The organism is Nocardia sp. CA-129566 (assembly GCF_050956075.1).
In the GTDB taxonomy this organism is placed as follows: Bacteria; Actinomycetota; Actinomycetes; order Mycobacteriales; family Mycobacteriaceae; genus Nocardia.
The window spans coordinates 8817854-8833478 of sequence record NZ_CP192085.1 but is presented as its reverse complement, the minus strand read 5'-3'; the positions used below and the strand labels follow the sequence as shown (position 1 = coordinate 8833478).

At 65.5% G+C, this 15625-nt stretch carries 16 protein-coding genes; 6 read left to right on the top strand and 10 right to left on the bottom strand.

Annotation, left to right across the window (positions count from 1 at the left end):
- Positions 1 to 2: 2 nt before the first annotated feature.
- From ACQP0C_RS39280 to ACQP0C_RS39245, 8 genes are all read right to left on the bottom strand, one after another.
- A complete protein-coding gene (locus ACQP0C_RS39280; protein ID WP_433728552.1) occupies positions 3 to 545 on the bottom strand; it encodes an SMI1/KNR4 family protein in 543 nt (180 codons plus the stop codon).
- Entirely contained in the window at positions 520 to 1962 is a 1443-nt protein-coding gene (locus ACQP0C_RS39275) for a deaminase domain-containing protein (RefSeq protein WP_433728549.1), read from the bottom strand. Before ACQP0C_RS39275 ends, ACQP0C_RS39280 begins: the two co-directional genes overlap by 26 nt.
- Entirely contained in the window at positions 1959 to 2252 is a 294-nt protein-coding gene (locus ACQP0C_RS39270) for a WXG100 family type VII secretion target (RefSeq protein WP_433728546.1), read from the bottom strand. Before ACQP0C_RS39270 ends, ACQP0C_RS39275 begins: the two co-directional genes overlap by 4 nt.
- On the bottom strand, positions 2249 to 2557 hold the full coding sequence (locus tag ACQP0C_RS39265) for a WXG100 family type VII secretion target (RefSeq protein WP_433728543.1): 309 nt from the start codon (positions 2555 to 2557) through the stop codon (positions 2249 to 2251). Before ACQP0C_RS39265 ends, ACQP0C_RS39270 begins: the two co-directional genes overlap by 4 nt.
- Positions 2558 to 2665: 108 nt before the next feature.
- Complete coding sequence (locus tag ACQP0C_RS39260; RefSeq protein ID WP_433728541.1) at positions 2666 to 3781, bottom strand: NAD(P)H-dependent flavin oxidoreductase; 1116 nt, start codon at positions 3779 to 3781, stop codon at positions 2666 to 2668.
- Positions 3778 to 4587, bottom strand: coding sequence for a CoA-transferase subunit beta (locus tag ACQP0C_RS39255; RefSeq protein WP_433728539.1), 810 nt, complete (start codon positions 4585 to 4587; stop codon positions 3778 to 3780). The genes ACQP0C_RS39260 and ACQP0C_RS39255 overlap by 4 nt, the downstream gene beginning before the upstream one ends.
- On the bottom strand, positions 4584 to 5456 hold the full coding sequence (locus tag ACQP0C_RS39250) for a CoA transferase subunit A (protein ID WP_433728537.1): 873 nt from the start codon (positions 5454 to 5456) through the stop codon (positions 4584 to 4586). The genes ACQP0C_RS39255 and ACQP0C_RS39250 overlap by 4 nt, the downstream gene beginning before the upstream one ends.
- On the bottom strand, positions 5456 to 6229 hold the full coding sequence (locus tag ACQP0C_RS39245; protein WP_433728535.1) for an enoyl-CoA hydratase family protein: 774 nt from the start codon (positions 6227 to 6229) through the stop codon (positions 5456 to 5458). Before ACQP0C_RS39245 ends, ACQP0C_RS39250 begins: the two co-directional genes overlap by 1 nt.
- 53 nt (positions 6230 to 6282) lie before the next feature.
- On the opposite strand from ACQP0C_RS39245, the gene ACQP0C_RS39240 reads away from it, so the two are divergent.
- The 5 genes from ACQP0C_RS39240 to ACQP0C_RS39220 all read left to right on the top strand — a co-directional run bounded on the left by ACQP0C_RS39240 (position 6283) and on the right by ACQP0C_RS39220 (position 11889).
- Positions 6283 to 7080: an SDR family oxidoreductase gene (locus tag ACQP0C_RS39240; RefSeq protein ID WP_433728533.1), complete on the top strand. Its 798-nt coding sequence runs from the start codon at positions 6283 to 6285 to the stop codon at positions 7078 to 7080.
- A 37-nt stretch (positions 7081 to 7117) separates the two neighbouring features.
- Positions 7118 to 8029, top strand: coding sequence for an SDR family oxidoreductase (locus tag ACQP0C_RS39235; RefSeq protein ID WP_433728530.1), 912 nt, complete (start codon positions 7118 to 7120; stop codon positions 8027 to 8029).
- A 1292-nt stretch (positions 8030 to 9321) separates the two neighbouring features.
- Positions 9322 to 10347 carry a hypothetical protein gene (locus ACQP0C_RS39230; RefSeq protein WP_433728528.1) on the top strand — a complete coding sequence of 342 codons (1026 nt, stop codon included), beginning with the start codon at positions 9322 to 9324 and terminating at the stop codon, positions 10345 to 10347.
- A 10-nt stretch (positions 10348 to 10357) separates the two neighbouring features.
- Complete coding sequence (locus ACQP0C_RS39225) at positions 10358 to 10873, top strand: ImmA/IrrE family metallo-endopeptidase (RefSeq protein WP_433728525.1); 516 nt, start codon at positions 10358 to 10360, stop codon at positions 10871 to 10873.
- Positions 10870 to 11889: a hypothetical protein gene (locus ACQP0C_RS39220; protein WP_433728522.1), complete on the top strand. Its 1020-nt coding sequence runs from the start codon at positions 10870 to 10872 to the stop codon at positions 11887 to 11889. Before ACQP0C_RS39225 ends, ACQP0C_RS39220 begins: the two co-directional genes overlap by 4 nt.
- A 304-nt stretch (positions 11890 to 12193) precedes the next feature.
- On the opposite strand, the gene ACQP0C_RS39215 is transcribed toward ACQP0C_RS39220, so the two are convergent.
- The gene (locus tag ACQP0C_RS39215) at positions 12194 to 12610 is read right to left on the bottom strand and encodes a helix-turn-helix domain-containing protein (protein ID WP_011207048.1); all 417 of its coding nucleotides are present in this window, start codon (positions 12608 to 12610) and stop codon (positions 12194 to 12196) included.
- A 360-nt stretch (positions 12611 to 12970) separates the two neighbouring features.
- Positions 12971 to 14134 carry a steroid 3-ketoacyl-CoA thiolase gene (locus tag ACQP0C_RS39210; RefSeq protein ID WP_433728519.1) on the bottom strand — a complete coding sequence of 388 codons (1164 nt, stop codon included), beginning with the start codon at positions 14132 to 14134 and terminating at the stop codon, positions 12971 to 12973.
- Between the two features lie 99 nt (positions 14135 to 14233).
- On the opposite strand from ACQP0C_RS39210, the gene ACQP0C_RS39205 reads away from it, so the two are divergent.
- Entirely contained in the window at positions 14234 to 15541 is a 1308-nt protein-coding gene (locus ACQP0C_RS39205) for a cytochrome P450 (protein ID WP_433728517.1), read from the top strand.
- Positions 15542 to 15625 lie beyond the last annotated feature (84 nt).

The window sequence follows — 15625 nt, the reverse complement described above, 5'->3', positions numbered from 1 at the left end:
GTCTACAGTTTTCCCTCTTCACGCATTTTCGCTCTTGTGGCTTCGTTCTCCGCGCGAAGTCTTTTGGTTTCTTCCCGCACTGATCGAGTTCGGTCGAAGACCAACCAAAGCCAGCTCAGGAACGTGTCTCCGAGCCGCTGAATCTCGGGATGCCCTTCCTGATAGACATAAACAGCCGGTGACCCCTTCTCGAAGAAGAAGACCTTATACCCCTGATGATGGCCGAAGAAGAATCTATCGGGCAGTGTCAGATTCTCGTCCGGTTCTTCGGAGATATCTCGTGCGACCTCGATAGCATTCAGAGGCTCGGGGTAGTAGAAGTGTCCGCCTTGGAACAAGGCACCGGCCTTCCGGCCGAGAACCTTCAGGAAGGCGACATAACCATCGGGAAGCGGGAATTCGGCTGCAGCGGCTACTTGTGCAATCTGGTCGTCATCGCAGCCAATCATGTCACTGGCATCGCCGAATTCGGCTTCGATCAGTGCGTCACGAAGCCGCTTGATTTCGGCTAGGCTCGCATCACTTGGGGTTGGTGTAGGTGACATTGAGCCTCACTTCTGGGAACCTTTGCCGGAACTGTTCGATGACGGAATTGCAAGCAGGGCACGGCTCATTCTCGGTGTACAGTTCGACTACACCTTTCGAATCGGGCTTCAACCGCGTTGCGAGATCCTCCAAGATCTTGTACTCCGAGTCTGTTGGTCGGTATGCCACGCCGTACTCGTCTGTTGGGTTGAACACCGGGTTACCGGACGTTCCTACTGTGCCACTCGGTGACGTTTGCCCACTGACCGCCCCGAGTCTGTCGGCTGGAATGAACTGACCGTTGATCTCCGCTTCGGCTACTGCCACGTTCTTACCATTCTTGATGGTTTCGCCGGAGTTCCCCAAGCGGTCGCGCAGGTTCTGGGCAGCTTGTTCGCCGTCGAACTCGCCGACCTGAGAGCCGGTGTGTGCCTGCGTCGGCTGAGGCTCAGCGCCACCGGGACGGGTATTGGCATCGAACTTGGTTGGATGGGCATCCAACAGCGGTTGCACATTGTTGAGGAGGACCCCACCTGCGACGGCGACACCCGCAGCGCGGAGAGCTGCAAGATCGGCCGCCGTGATCAACGCGTCGATGGCAACGGCGATCTCGCCTCCGATCGCCGCGCCTTCGACACCTGCCGCAGCGGCTCCGCCGCCACCACCGAGCGGACCCCCGAGTGCCCACCCCAAACCTTCGATGAGGATGGCGGTTCCGACGAATCCCGCAAGGAGCGCGAGGATCTTGCCATGGGCGTCTTCGAGGGCCTGTGCGTAGTTGTCGCATGCGGATGCGAGGTTGGAATACTGGTCGACGGTGGCCGTGATCCCGTTCGTGACGATGTCGATCTGAGCGAGGATCTGTGGAACCTCTGGCGAGTTCTGCTCCCCGACTATCGTTCGTGCACTGGGGATTCCGTAGCCTGTGCCTTTGACGACTTCGGCGGCTGTCCGCCAGGCCGTCGCCACGGTTCGCAACTTGTCCGAATCCCCATTGGGCCAGACGCGCCCCTGAACCCACCGCCTGATCAAGCTCCAGCCGAACGGTTCGTTGGACGGCCCGCCATAGGCACCCTTGAACTTCGGCGCTGCGAAGACCGTGGTCTCCGGCCGAAGCGGTAGCTCGTCGGCTGGATTCGGATTCGCCGAAGACTGGATTTCGGCGTTGGTGTGATTCACGCTGTTGGCCTGTAGGAGATCGTGCAACTTACCCAGTGCGTTCGCGATCGCCGTACCCATGTTGACCGCTTCGAACGCGGCCGGATCATAAGTGCCACACCACTTCTCGGCACTAGTATCCGAACCGCCGCACCCCCAGTTGGCATCGAGGGTCGTGGTGAGCGCTTTCATGCCAACAGCAGCGGACTCACGACCACCGGAGAAGGTACCGGCGGCTCGAGCGAATGCCGCCGGAACAACGCTGATCGTCGTGGTCACTCCGGCCACATCCGCGTGAGATGTTGGCTGTTGGCGGAATACACGTCATGTGCTCGTTGCACGGCAGCGGTCAACGATCCCAGCGCCTCGTGCATCTCCCGCGCTGCGGCCGACCACTCATCGTGCTTCGCCCGGTGCGCTGCGGCAGCCTCACCGGACCAACCGATATGCAAACCATCGACAGTACGGTCGGTATCAGCAAGGCCCTGGTCGATGCGTTCGCCGATTCGAGTGGCCGCGTCCACCAAATCCTGAATCTCACCCAGGTTGGCGACGTAACCGTCGGTCACGGCAGGTCCAATCCGTTCAAGGCGTTGGCGTTGCTGTCGTCGGTGCTGCCGAAACGGTCGGCGGCCTGATGCAACAGGGAGGCATCCGCGAACAGCGCGGCCACAATCCGGCGAACGTCATCCTCCCAGTCCTGCCACACCGTTTTGTGAGTATCGGCCGCATCGCCCAGCCACTCGGCCCCGATCACCTGACGCGCCCTGCGCATCAGCCCATCGATATCGTCGGCGAAACCCTCCGCCAAACCATGGATTCGGTCCGCCGCAGCATGAATCTCAGTCTTGCTCGCCGACACCCCGCCCGCCATTCGGCAAGCCTAGCAGCGCAGCGGCGGCGCGACCCGAGTCCGAATTCGTTGGCCCGCAATACCGACCGGCCTTGGCCCGCTGAACATGCTCACACGGGCTTCGAGATGTCAGGTTTCTGGGGCCTCATCTCGAGGTGATGCCGTGTGGAGTGTGGTCGACGTCTGATCGGTGAGCCCGGCGATGGTGTCGATCCGCGCGACCGCGTCAGCGACGATGCGGTCGATGAGCTCCTTGCAGGTGGGGAGGTCGTCGATGATGCCGGTGACCTGGCCAGCGGCGAGCACGCCCGCCTGGGTATTGCCCTCGACGAGTCCGGCGCGCAAGAGCATCGGGGTGTTGGCGGCCATGATCACCTGGGACCAGGTGAGGTCCTTGGCCTTTCGCATGGCCAGGCCGTCGCGGACCATGGTCGACCACTTCATGCCGGTCATGCCCTTGAATTTCGCGGCGTTCGATACCGCGGCGGCGAGACCGCGCCAACGCCCCGAATGCTCGAGGCGATCGACGAGTTCGGTGTTCAGCACCCGATGTGGCATACCGTCGACCTTCAGCGAAACCACCGTGTCCTGTAGTTGCCGCTTCAGGTACTCCTGCTTAACCGCCTCGGGGACGGTGCTCTCCTTGGTGAGCAGGAACCGCGTACCCATCGCGACACCCGCCGCGCCATAGGCCAGTGCGGCCGCCAAACCGCGGCCGTCGAAGAATCCGCCCGCCGCGACGACCGGAATATCGACCGCGTCCAGCACCGACGGCAACAGCAGCGTGGTGGCCACCGGACCGGTGTGCCCGCCGCCCTCGCCGCCCTGCACGATCACCGCGTCAGCGCCCCAAGAGGCCACCTTCACCGCGTGCTTGGCCGCGCCGATCGACGGAATCACCACCACGCCGGCATCTTTCAGCTTGGCGATGAGTTCCTGCTTGGGCGCGAGCGCGAACGACGCGACGGCGACCCGCTCGCGGATCAGCAGATCGATCCGTTCGGGTGCGTCCGAGGCGTCCGCGCGGATATTGACGCCGAATGGCTTGTTGGTGTGCGCCTTGGTCTTCGCGATCGCGGCTTCCAATTCGGCGAAGGTCATGGTGGCCGAGGCCAGAATCCCGAGCCCACCCGCCTCGGCGGTGGCCGAGACCAGACTCGGCCCGGCCACCCAGCCCATACCGGTCTGCACAATCGGATGTTCGATGCCGACCAGTTCGGTCAGCGGCGTCCGCAGCACGCTCATGACGGCACCTCCGATTCCCGAACCTTCTTGGGATCGAGCACATCCCGGATCAACCGCAGCTCTTCCGCGGTCGGCAGCCGGGTCTCATCCGCATCGCCGAGGCCCGCGATCTCGAACGAGGTGTTCTCGGCGACCTCGGCGGCGGTGACGCCTGGATGCAGACTGCGCGCTCGCATGGTGTGCTCGGGCCCTTCGAAATCGAATACGCCCAGATTGGTGACCACCCGGTGCAGGTGATGGAACCGGTACGCCGGATTGGCCGGATCGACCTTGTCGTAGCCGACGCCGGAGACGATATCGACCCGATCCACGAAGACCCGCCGGGTATGCCGGGAAACCCAGTAGCTGGTCGGATGATTGATGGTGTTGCCCGGTGCCCCGCGCACACCGAACATCTGCCTGGTGGGCTGCTGCAGCGGGCCGAAGGCCGACAGATTCTGATTGCCGAACCGATCGATCTGGTTGGCCCCCATCACCACATGGCGACGACCGGAGGCCACCACATCGAAGACTCTGCGGAACGGAATCCACCCCTCGACCGGGGCCTTACCGCCCAGCGGGGGAGTGTCGGCGAAGAACAGCGCTTCGCCATCGGAGAGCAGCAGATCGGGTTCGGTGGTCAACTTGGCAAGGCGCGCACCGATGATCGACATCGGCGACATCGGTGATGCCATGATTTCCCCCGCGCCGCTGAAGATCTCGGCACAGGCCACCGCGCAGACCTCGGCCCGGGTAACGCTGTCGGTCGTTGACCCGCCCGTCACTCGGCCGCCATTCTCCACTGAATCGCTACGCGACGCCGTCATTTTTGTACCTCCTGTGCGAACTCGCGAACGGCGGCTTGGTACTCGTCCTCGGAAACCGCGAGATATTTGTCGACGAACCGCTGCCAGGACTCCGGCGTCTTGGCCGCTTCCACATAGTGCTTCTGGAACTTCTCGTCCCGGCCGTAGCTGTCCGCGGCCAGGGTGAAGTGCGCGCCGCCGGGCGCTTCGACCACACCGTCGACCAGCATCCGGTTGAGCAATAGCGACTGCAGCGGAACGGCTTTCACCAGCTCCTCGGTCTCCACCACCCGCTCCACCGAGACGTAGCGCCGCTCGGCGGCCAGGCAGTACAGATCGTCGAAGTACGGATCGACACCGGTGTAGGCGGCATTGCCGTGCTTATCGCCGATATTCAGATGGACGAGCGCCGCATCGAGTTTCAGTGCGGGCATCGCGATGAGCGTTTCGCCGTCCGAATAGGGCGAGGCGACGGTCTTCAGCTCGCCATCCCAGAAATTGACGACATCGGATCCGAGCCCGGCCCGGATCGGCAGGAACGGCAGTCGCGCGGCCGCTGCCTCCAGTCCGCACTTCAACATGCCCTCGTCCATCTCCCGCGCCACCAGCGCGCCGGAGGTGCGGGCCTTGGCGAACCACGGATCGTAGAACGGCGGCGAATCCAGGGATACGAAGCCGTAGTACGCCTTGCGCACCTTGCCCGCCGAGCACAGCAGACCGAGATCCGGTCCGCCGTAGCTGACCACGGTCAGATCCGTGATGTCCGAGCGCAGGATGGCCCGCACCAGCGCCATCGGCTTGCGCCGCGAGCCCCAGCCGCCGATGCCGATGGTCATACCGCTGCGCAGTTCGCCGACGACCTCGTCGAGCGACATTCGCTTGTCCCGCATCAGTTTTCCTTGCTCTCTTCCTTGCGCGCGGCCAGATCGTCGTCGAACCGGGCGCGGATCTCATCCGCCACCCCGGCCAGATTCAGTTCGAAGGTGAATCCCTGCTCGTAGCGGTAGCTGCGGTGCACGTCCTGCACATCGATGCCATTGAGCGCCCGCTTCGCCGCGCGGATCACCCGGCCGTCCTTGGCCGCGATGTTCTTGGCGAGTTCCAGTGCGGCGGCGTCGAGTTCGGCGCGCGGCACCACCTGATAGACCGATCCGTAGTGCTGCAGCTGCTGGGCGGTGATGGTGCTCGCGGTGTAGAACAGCGCGCGCATCAGATGCTGCGGCACCAGGCGGGACAGATGCGTGGCCGCGCCGAGCGCACCGCGGTCGACCTCGGGCAGGCCGAAGGTGGCGTCATCGGAGGCGATCACCACATCGGCATTGCCGACCAGGCCGACGCCGCCGCCGAGGCAGAAGCCCTGCACCGCCGCGATGACCGGCACCGGGCAGTCGTAGACCGCCGCGAACGCCTCGAAACAGCCGTGATTGGCGTCGATCAGCGCCTGATGGCCCGGCGTGCGCTGCATCTCCTTGATATCGACACCGGCATTGAAGCCGCGGTTCTCGGCGCGCAGCACCACGACCTTGGTCTCCGGATCGCGCCCGGCCGCGCGGATCTCATCCGCCAGGGTGAACCAGCCGTCGGACGGTATGGCGTTGACCGGCGGATAGTCGACCGTGACCACGGTGATGCCGGTTGATTCGGAGTGACGGTTGATCCCCATCGCATATCCATTCGTGGTTGGCAAAGCAAGCAGTTGCTTGGTAGGTTAGCACGGTGGCAGTCGAAATCGATCTCACCGGCAGCGTCGTTCTGGTCACCGGTGGTGTGCGCGGGGTGGGTGCGGGCGTCAGCAGGGCATTCCTCGCCGCTGGCGCGACCGTTATCGCCTGCGCACGACGTCCAGCGGACGCGCCCGTGCGCCATGACGGTCGGGAGATCGAATACCTGCCCTGCGATGTGCGTGACGGCGACGCGGTACAGGGGCTGGTCGATGCGATCGTCGCGCGCCACGGCCGCCTCGACCACCTGGTCAATAACGCGGGCGGCGCACCGTTCGCCCTCGCCGCGACCGCGAGCAAGAACTTCCACAGCAAGATCGTCGAACTGAATCTGCTCGCGCCGCTGCTGGTTTCGCAGGCCGCCAATGCGGTGATGCAGCAGCAGCCCGGCGGCGGTTCGATCGTGATGGTGTCCAGCGTCAGCGGTCACCGGCCCTCGCCGGGTACTGCCGCCTACGGCGCGGCCAAGGCAGGCATCGACAGTCTGACTGCCACGCTCGCGGTCGAATGGGCCCCGAAGGTTCGGGTGAATTCGCTGGTCGTCGGCCCGGTCGAGACCGAACAGAGTCAGCTGCACTACGGCGATCAAGACGGTGTCGACGCGGTCGGCGCGACCATTCCGCTCGGTCGGATGGCCCGGCCCGACGATATCGGCGGCTGCGCCGTATTCCTGACCTCACCGCTGGCCGCCTTTGTCAGCGGCGCGACGCTGCTGGTGCACGGCGGGGGTGAGCGTCCGGCATTCCTCGCCGCGTCGAACGCCAATGTCGCCGAGCAGCCCGCCGAGGCCTGAACAACCGAACCCGAAAACGAAGAGGACACAACAGGTTATGGACACCGAGCAGATCTGCGCGGGGCGCGTCGTCATTGTCACCGGCGCTGGCCGCGGTATCGGTCGGGCGCACGCGCTCGCCTTCGCCGCCGCCGGGGCGCGCGTGGTGGTCAACGATCTGGGCTCCGCCCTGGATGGTGCGGCGACCAGCGAGACCCCCGCCGAACAGGTCGTCGCCGAGATCAAGGCGCTCGGCGGGGAGGCCGTGGCCAATGGTGACGACATCGCCGACTGGGACGGTGCGCGCAACCTCATCCGTCAGGCCGTCGACACCTTCGGCGGTCTGGATGTGCTGGTCAACAATGCCGGATTCGTGCGCGACCGGATGCTGGTGAACCTCGGCGAGGACGAGTGGGACGCGGTGATCCGGGTGCACCTCAAGGGCCACTTCGCGACCATGCGCCAAGCCATCGAGTATTGGCGCGGCGAATCCAAGGCCGGTCGTCCGGTCGACGCCCGCATCATCAACACCAGCTCCGGCGCGGGCCTGCAGGGCAGCGTCGGCCAGGGCAACTATGGTGCGGCCAAGGCGGGTATCGCGGGCCTGACCCTCACCGCCGCTGCCGAATTCGCGCGCTACGGCGTCACCGTCAATGCCATCGCTCCCGCCGCCCGCACCCGCATGACCGAGACCGTCTTCGCCGAAACCATGGCCGCCCCCGAGGACGGCTTCGACGCGATGGCTCCGGAAAACGTTTCGCCGATCGTCGTCTGGCTGGGCAGCCCGCGATCGGCGGCCGTCACCGGCCGGATGTTCGAGGTCGAGGGCGGCAAAGTGGCCCTGGCCGATGGCTGGCGCCACGGTACCGCCGTGGATCGCGGCGGGCGCTGGAACCCCGCCGAACTCGGTCCGGTGGTCGCCGACCTGATCGCCAAGTCCGTTCCGCCGGAGCCGGTATACGGCGCCTGAGGGCGCGAAAATCGGCACGCTCGTGCCGTTCTGACCGGCACGTCGTCGGCAATGCGTAGGCGTGCCAGCTTCGACGCATTGCGCGGCCCGCCACCCCGGTCCGCTGCGCCGTGCCATGCGTGAGTCCGCTGCGCCGTGGCGAGTTCGCCTATGCGGTGGCGAGTCCCTGTGCCGTGCACTGTGCAGCGCGTGAGTTCGCGATTGTCGTGCTGAGTCGGCTGTGCGGTGGCGAGTCCGTTGTGTCGTGCGAGTGCGCTGTGCGGTGCGTGAGTTCGCGGTGTCGTGCTGAGTCGGCTGTGCGGTGGCGAGCCCGTTGTGTCGTGAGGGTGCACTGTGCGGTGGTGAGATCGCTATGTCGTGCGCATGCAGTGTGCCGTGTGCGGGTTCGCGGTGTCGTGCTGAGTCTGCCGTGCGGTGGCGAGTCCGCTGTGTCGTGCGAGTGCACTGTGCAGTGCGTGAGTTCGCGGTGTCGTGCTGAGTCCGCTGTGTCGTACTGAGTCCGCTGTGTCGTGCTGAGTCCGCTGTGCGGTGGCGAGCCCGTTGTGTCGTGCGAGTGCACTGTGCGGTGGCGAGATCGCTATGTCGTGCACGTGCGCAATAGTGCGTGAGTTCGCCGTGTCTTGCTGAGTCTGCCGTGCGATGGCGAGCCCGTTGTGTCATGCGAGTGCACTGTGTAGCGCGTGAGTTCGCGGTGTCGTGCTGAGTCTGCCGTGTGGTGGGGAGTCCGCCGTGCCGTGTCGTGCGGAGTCTGCCGTGCGGTGGGGAGTCCGCTGTGCCGTGTCGTGCGCGTGCACTGTGCCGAATGCGAGTTCGTCCAGCCGTCCGAACGGCCGTGACGCCGCGGCGATTCCGCGCCCCGACCAGTCGCTGGGCCGCGTCGGCATACGGACTGGTCCGCTGGTTTTCTTGGGGATGCGCGTAGGGGATTAACGCGGAAGTGTGTTCGGGATTACACCTGAAGTTCCGGAGGCGCGATCTGGGCGTTTGACCGGTTCCGGACCGTAGGCCGGTCGGCGTGTCCTATACCGTGCGTGGCCCGACCGACTGCGCGGATTTGGGCTGCGGTTTACTATGGGCTCCCGTCCGTCAAAGTCCCGGAATTTGTGCGTTGCGACCGGGCAACAGATCTGCGCTATATCGAATCAGGGGAAGGCTGGCGCATGGCCGTTGGTCGCACGTCGCGTGTGGTTGCAGTGCTTGCGACTGCGGCTGGCTCTGCGCTCCTCGGGGGAGTGTCGGCCGAGGCGCAGCCCGGCAGCGCGTGCCCACAGTGTGCGGACCCCAATACCCCTGTGCCGGACGCGACCAGCGATGTTTGGAAGCCACTGGCGATTCCGGGCCAGTCGAGTGTCGGTTCACCACTTGATCCGACCGATGCCGCCGCGGGGGTCAACCCGGTCGCCGGTCCCGGTTCGGCCGCGGGTTCCGCGGCCGCTGGCTCCGCGGGCCTCGGCGCGACGGGTCTGCTCGGCGCACTCCTCGGCGGCGGCTCGGTCGGCGTGGGCACCATTATCGGCACCGGCTCCGCGGGTGTTGGCGCGATCCTCGGCACCGGTTCGGCGGGTGTCGCCACCATTCTCGGCACCGGTTCGGCGGTGGTGGCCGGTTCCGGTTCGGCGGCGCTGGGCACCGGCTCCGCCCTCCTCGGAACGGGTTCCGCGGCAGTCGGTTCCGCCGCTGTTGGCACCGGATCGGCGCTGGGTGGCACCGGATCGGCGCTGGGCGGCACGGGTTCGGCCGCGGTCGGCTCGGCCGGCGTCGGATCCGCAGGTGTCGGTTCGGCCGGAACCGGTTCCGCCGCGGTAGGTTCTGCGGCCGTCGGTTCCGCCGCGGTAGGTTCTGCGGCGGTAGGTTCTGCGGCGGTCGGTTCCGCCGCGGTTGGCTCGGCGTCCCCGCTGCTTTTGCTCCTGATCCCATTGCCAGCGCCGTCCGCTCCGGCGGCACCGCCCGTCCCGATCATCGTCCCGCCCGCGTCGCCCGCGTCGCCCGCACCGACGGCACCGACGGCACCGACGGCACCGCAACTCGCGCCGGTCCGGGTGGCCGCACCGCCCGCACCCGCTCCGGAGCAGGTGCCGCCACCGCCGCCCGCGCCTCCGGCCGCCCCACCCGCGGCTCCGGCCAGGCCGAATCCGGACGTTCGGCCGACCAGTGCCGACGACAGCCTGCCCGAGCCCAATGTGCTCGGCGTGGTCGGCGGCCTGATCGCGCTCGCGCTGGCCGGAACCGGTTCCGGCGCAGTGAGTTTCCAGAGCGCGTCGGCCGCACAGGCCCGCATCGATGCCGCGCGTGCCGAGTTCTTCGGACCGAGGACGTAAGGGGCGTTCGATGAGTCGGAGCAGAACGCAAACCGGACTCCGGGCCTACCGACGGGTTGCGGCGGCGGTCGACGCGGTGTGCGCCGTCGCCGCGGATTCCGATGCGACCACCCTGGACGAGGTCGTCGCCTCTATTGCCAGCGAGCGGCGTCGCGAGATCGAAATCGCCAGTGCGGAACTGGGGCCCGGCGTCTGCGGCCAGCGCCGGTTCTATCCGGACCGCGATGTCATCGTGCTCGCCACTGCACTGCCGAGCCGCGAGCACACCCTCGCACACGAATTGGGGCATATCGTCTTCGATCACGAGGGCGCGCCCGCGCCCGAGGTGACGCTGGAGGCCAGTGACGATCTGATCGCCTACATGCTCAGCCAGCGGGCGCATCAGCAGATCGTCGACGACGGTGCGGACGAACTCGCCGAATGGGAGGCCGAAACCTTCGCCGCCATGCTGATGACCCGACTCCGCGTGTTCAACAGCCGGGGCGCGGGCGTCTCGGTTCTTCGATTCGATGAGGCGCTGGGATGACCCTCTGGTTGACGGCCATGCTGGTCTGGGTTGCGGCCGGTGCGCGTGTCGGTCGGGTAGTGGTGAAGCCCGCGACGACCGCGCGGGTGGCGATCGTCGTCGCGGTCGCGGCGGTCGCACTCGGGGCCACCGTCGCGGTTCCCGAAATCGCCCTCGCCATCGACCATCTGCTACCGCGCGGTCTGCATTCGGGCCTGCTGTCCGACGGCGTTGTGACCTCGGCCTGGATACTGTTCGCGACCGCGACTTCGGTGGTCGCGTCGGCGGCGTGGCCGGTCGTCTCCCGCCGCAATCTGCGTCGGATCGCATTCGCGATCTATGGCATCGGCTCGGTCGCGGCGGCGGTGAATCTGTTCTGGTCCACCACTTTCGGCTGGATCGTGGTCGCGCTCGGTTGTGTTTTCATCGTCATCACCGGTGTGCGCAACCTGGACTGGACAACGCTCGGTCGCGGTATCGCGATCTATACCGCCGGGACCGCGCTCGTGGCGGTGCTCGCCGTGCTGCAGATCCGCCGGGCCTGCATCGACGCGCCGGTCGCGAAACCCGGCGAACCGGACTGGGGTTGGCCCGCCTGGGCGGCGGCGGCCCTGCTCATCGCGTTCGGCGCGGTGTGGATCGTGGTCGAGCTGTGGGTGCGCGCGCGAATCCTGTTGCGGCAGATCAAGGTTCTGCACCGCATCATGATCGGGCGGTTCCCGGAGGTGGTCGCGCACGACCAGCCGGGTACCTCCACACAGCTCGAGGCATCCGATCAGGTCGCGCAGATCATGGATGCGCTATATCTGCAATCCGGCGGCGGCGTCGAGCTGGTCAGCGCGGGTCCGCCACCGCCACTGGTGTCCGCGCGGGCCGACCGGGTCGCGCAGTGGGCGCGAAACCCATTGGGTGAGGTAGTAGTCGACGCGCGGTGGATTGCTCCGCCGGAGGGTATTAGTCCTCGCGGGTGGGTCCAAGCAATCGCGCGCGCCTACCAAGCGGGCACCGCATCGTCGGCCCGGGAATTGATCGAGTGACATCAAAACCGATCGGCTCGAGGCATTCCGAAGGACTCCCTCCCGGTATTCAATAAGGTTGACATAGCAAGGAATCCGGCACCGCTTCCGCAGTGTCGGATTCCTTGTGTCTGCCGACGTATCCGCGCAACTGATTTCGTCAGTAGCGGGTCTCTTAGGGGCGCGCTTTATCGCAACCCTGTACGCGCCACCAAGCCCTCAACTTTAGGGGCACCGCGGGTGCCCCCGTGCTCTGGTGGAGCCATACCCATGACGCAATACGGTGCGACCCTGTGGGTCGCACCGTACTGCGCTGCGGGAGAACCTATTCGGTGCCATCCGGAGGAATTTCGGGCAAGCCTTCACTTGCCCGCAATTTCTCCGCCATGGAGGTGAGGAGGTTCTGTGATTCTTCGGACAGGTCGAACGCCCTACTCGACAGCCGTCGCAGTCCGTAGCCCTGCAGCTGGGACAGCAACTCCAGATCGTGATCGATCTTGGCGGCGTATATGTCGTTGAAGAAGTAGTCCGGTTTGACCTTGAAGAACTTGGCCAGAGCAGCCACCGTTTCGTCCGACGGGTTGGTCCGCTGTCCCGACCGTAACTGCGAGAGGTACGGTTTCGAGATCGGATGCCCGGAGGCCGTAAGCGCAGCCGCAACCTCCGCGTTGGTGTGCGGCTTGCGCCCCGGGGGATGCACGGTTTCGAACAGCTTGTTCAGCCGCGCCGCGAAATCGGCCATTGTGAGCCGCCCAATTCCCTTCGCTGTACTAACAGTCGTTATCTCGGATACGTATCATTGATATTAGCGGCTCAGTAACTGAAAACCTACGCCTGATTCAGGATTTCCTTGAAGCTTCTAGGTGCCGCTCCCGGGAAGGCACTGCGACGGTTGCGTTTGCGGGTCACGCCAACGGCTCTTGGGAAAACGTGGTGTGAACCGGTTCTTGCCCGTCGCGAGCACCTTCCCCGGCAGGCCGATGATAACCCCAAGATAGCTGACGGGTCATCTAGTGCGGCGTCCTGGGGTTTGTGTGGCGTACGACACGTTTTGGGCTGATTGGGATGAACGTTCAACCAAGGCCGGAATTGGTTGAAACTCTTACAATCTCTCGATGATGGTGCCTGTCGCCAGTGCACCACCCGCGCACATGAGCACCATCGCGGTGCTGCCTCCGGTTCGCTCCAGTTCGTGCAAAGCCGTTGTGATGAGCCGGGATCCGGTCGAACCCACCGGATGTCCGAGTGCGATAGCGCCGCCGTTTACATTTACCCGGTCCATGTCCGGCTTGTGTACAGACGCCCATGAAAGTGCCACTGCCGCAAAAGCCTCATTGATCTCGAAAAGATCGATGTCGCCGATATTCATGCCGGACCGTTCGAGCAGTCGGGTGCACGCCTGCACCGGTCCGTCGAGGTGGAACTCGGGCTCCGCGCCGACCAGCACCTGCGTCACGATCCGGGCGCGCGGACGCAAACCCGCTCGCTGCGCGGCCTTTTCGTCCATCAGCAGCACCGCGGCCGCGCCGTCGGAGATCTGCGAGGAGGTGCCCGCGGTGTGGATTCCGCCCGCCAGTACCGGCTCGAGCTTGGCCAGTCCCTCCAGGGTGGTTTCGCGCAGGCCCTGATCCCTTGTCACGTCCAGCTTCTCGCCGGTGAGATTGCCTTCCTTGTCGACCGCTGGCGCGGTCACATGCAGCACCTCGCGGTCGAAGCGGCCCTCGGCCCAGGCCTGGGCGGCCAGGCGCTGCGAACGGACGCCGAGTTCGTCGAGATCGGCGCGAGTGATGCCGCGCCGCTTGGCAATACGCTCGGCCGCCTCGAACTGGTTCGGCAGATCGATATTCCAGGAGGCGGGCCGCCGCGGACCGGCGTGCTCGCCGACGTTGGCGCCCAAGGGAACTCGACTCATCGCCTCCACGCCGCAGGCCATGCCGATCTCGATGGCGTCGGTCGCGATCAGGCCGGCGATGAGGTGGTTGGCCTGCTGCGCCGAACCGCACTGGGCGTCGATGGTGGTGGCGCCGACCTGCCACGGCAGCCCGGCGTGCAGCCAGGCGACGCGGGTCACGTTATTGGACTGCTCGCCGGCCTGGGTGACGCAGCCGCCGATGACCTGATCCACCTGGGCGGGATCCAGGTGAGCCTTATCGAGCAGCCCGCGCTGAGCGAGGCCGAGCAGTTCGGCGGCGTGCAGACCGGCGAGCCAGCCGCCGCGCTTGCCGATGGGGGTGCGAGCGGCCTCGACGATGACGGGTGTGCCCATGTCCAACCTTTCTTCAGGGACAGAAAATTGAAACGTGTGTTCACGCCTGTGACAGGTGAATCTGTCCTGTTCTTCCCTCATTATGCAGCCTATGCTTCAATGATTGTAGAACGTGTTTCAGTTTGTCGAAGGAGACATCTGGTGGTTGACCCGCGGAATGCCCGGCCGAATCTGCCGGATGGGTTCGATGTCACGGACCCGGACATTTACGCCGAGCGTGTTCCGGTGGGGGAGTACGCCGAACTGCGTCGCACCGCACCGATCTGGTGGAATCCGCAGCCCCCCGAAATCGGCGGCTTCCACGACGAGGGCTTCTGGGTGGTGAGCAAGCATGCGGACGTCAAGGAGGTCTCGCGCCGCAGCGATGTGTTCTCCAACTTCGAGAACACCGCGATCCCGCGTTTCAACGACGACATCACCCGCGAGCAGATCGAACTGCAGCGCTTCGTGCTGTTGAACATGGATGCACCGCATCACACCAAGTTGCGCAAGATCATCTCCCGCGGTTTCACCCCGCGCGTGATCAACGGCCTGCGCGCCGAACTCAAGGCGAGGGCCGAGTCCATCGTGAAGGAGGCAGCGGAAAACGGATCCGGCGACTTCGTCACCCAGGTCGCCTCGGAACTGCCGCTGCAGGCCATCGCCGAGCTGATCGGCGTCCCGCAGGAAGACCGCGGAAAGGTCTTCACCTGGTCCAACGATATGACCGGGTATGACGATCCGGAGAACGAGGCCGATCCGGTCGCCGCCTCCGCCGAGGTGCTCGGCTATGCCTACCAAATGGCCGCGGCGCGCAAGGAATGTCCGGCCGATGACATCGTCACCAAGTTGATCGAGGCCGATGTCGACGGCGATGAGCTGACCCCGGAGGAATTCGGCTTCTTCGTCATCATGCTGGCCGTCGCGGGCAATGAGACCACCCGCAATGCGATCACCCACGGTATGGCGGCCTTCCTGGAGCATCCGGACCAATGGGAGCTGTTCAAGAAGGAACGCCCGGCCACCGCCGCCGACGAGATCATCCGGTGGGCGACCCCGGTCACCTCGTTCCAGCGGACCGCGCTGGAGGACACCGAACTCGGGGGTGTGCAGATCAAGAAGGGCCAGCGGGTGATCATGCTCTACCGCTCGGCCAACTTCGACGAGGACGTCTTCGAGAATCCGGAGCAGTTCGATATCACGCGAAAGGACAACCAGCACTTGTCCTTCGGTGGCACCGGTGCGCACTTCTGCATCGGCGCGAATCTGGCCCGGATGGAGGTCGACCTGATCTTCAACGCCATTGCCGACGCCATGCCCGATATCACCAAGCTCGGTGATCCGAAGCGACTGCGCTCGGGCTGGCTCAACGGTGTCAAGGAGTTCCAGGTCGACTACAAGGGCTCGGGCTGCCCGGTCGCGCACTGACACGTCGCGGACCCAGGCTTGTGTCGGCAGCCTGGGTCCACACGAAAGGGCCCTCGTACCGGTAGTCCCCTTGCCGGTACGAGG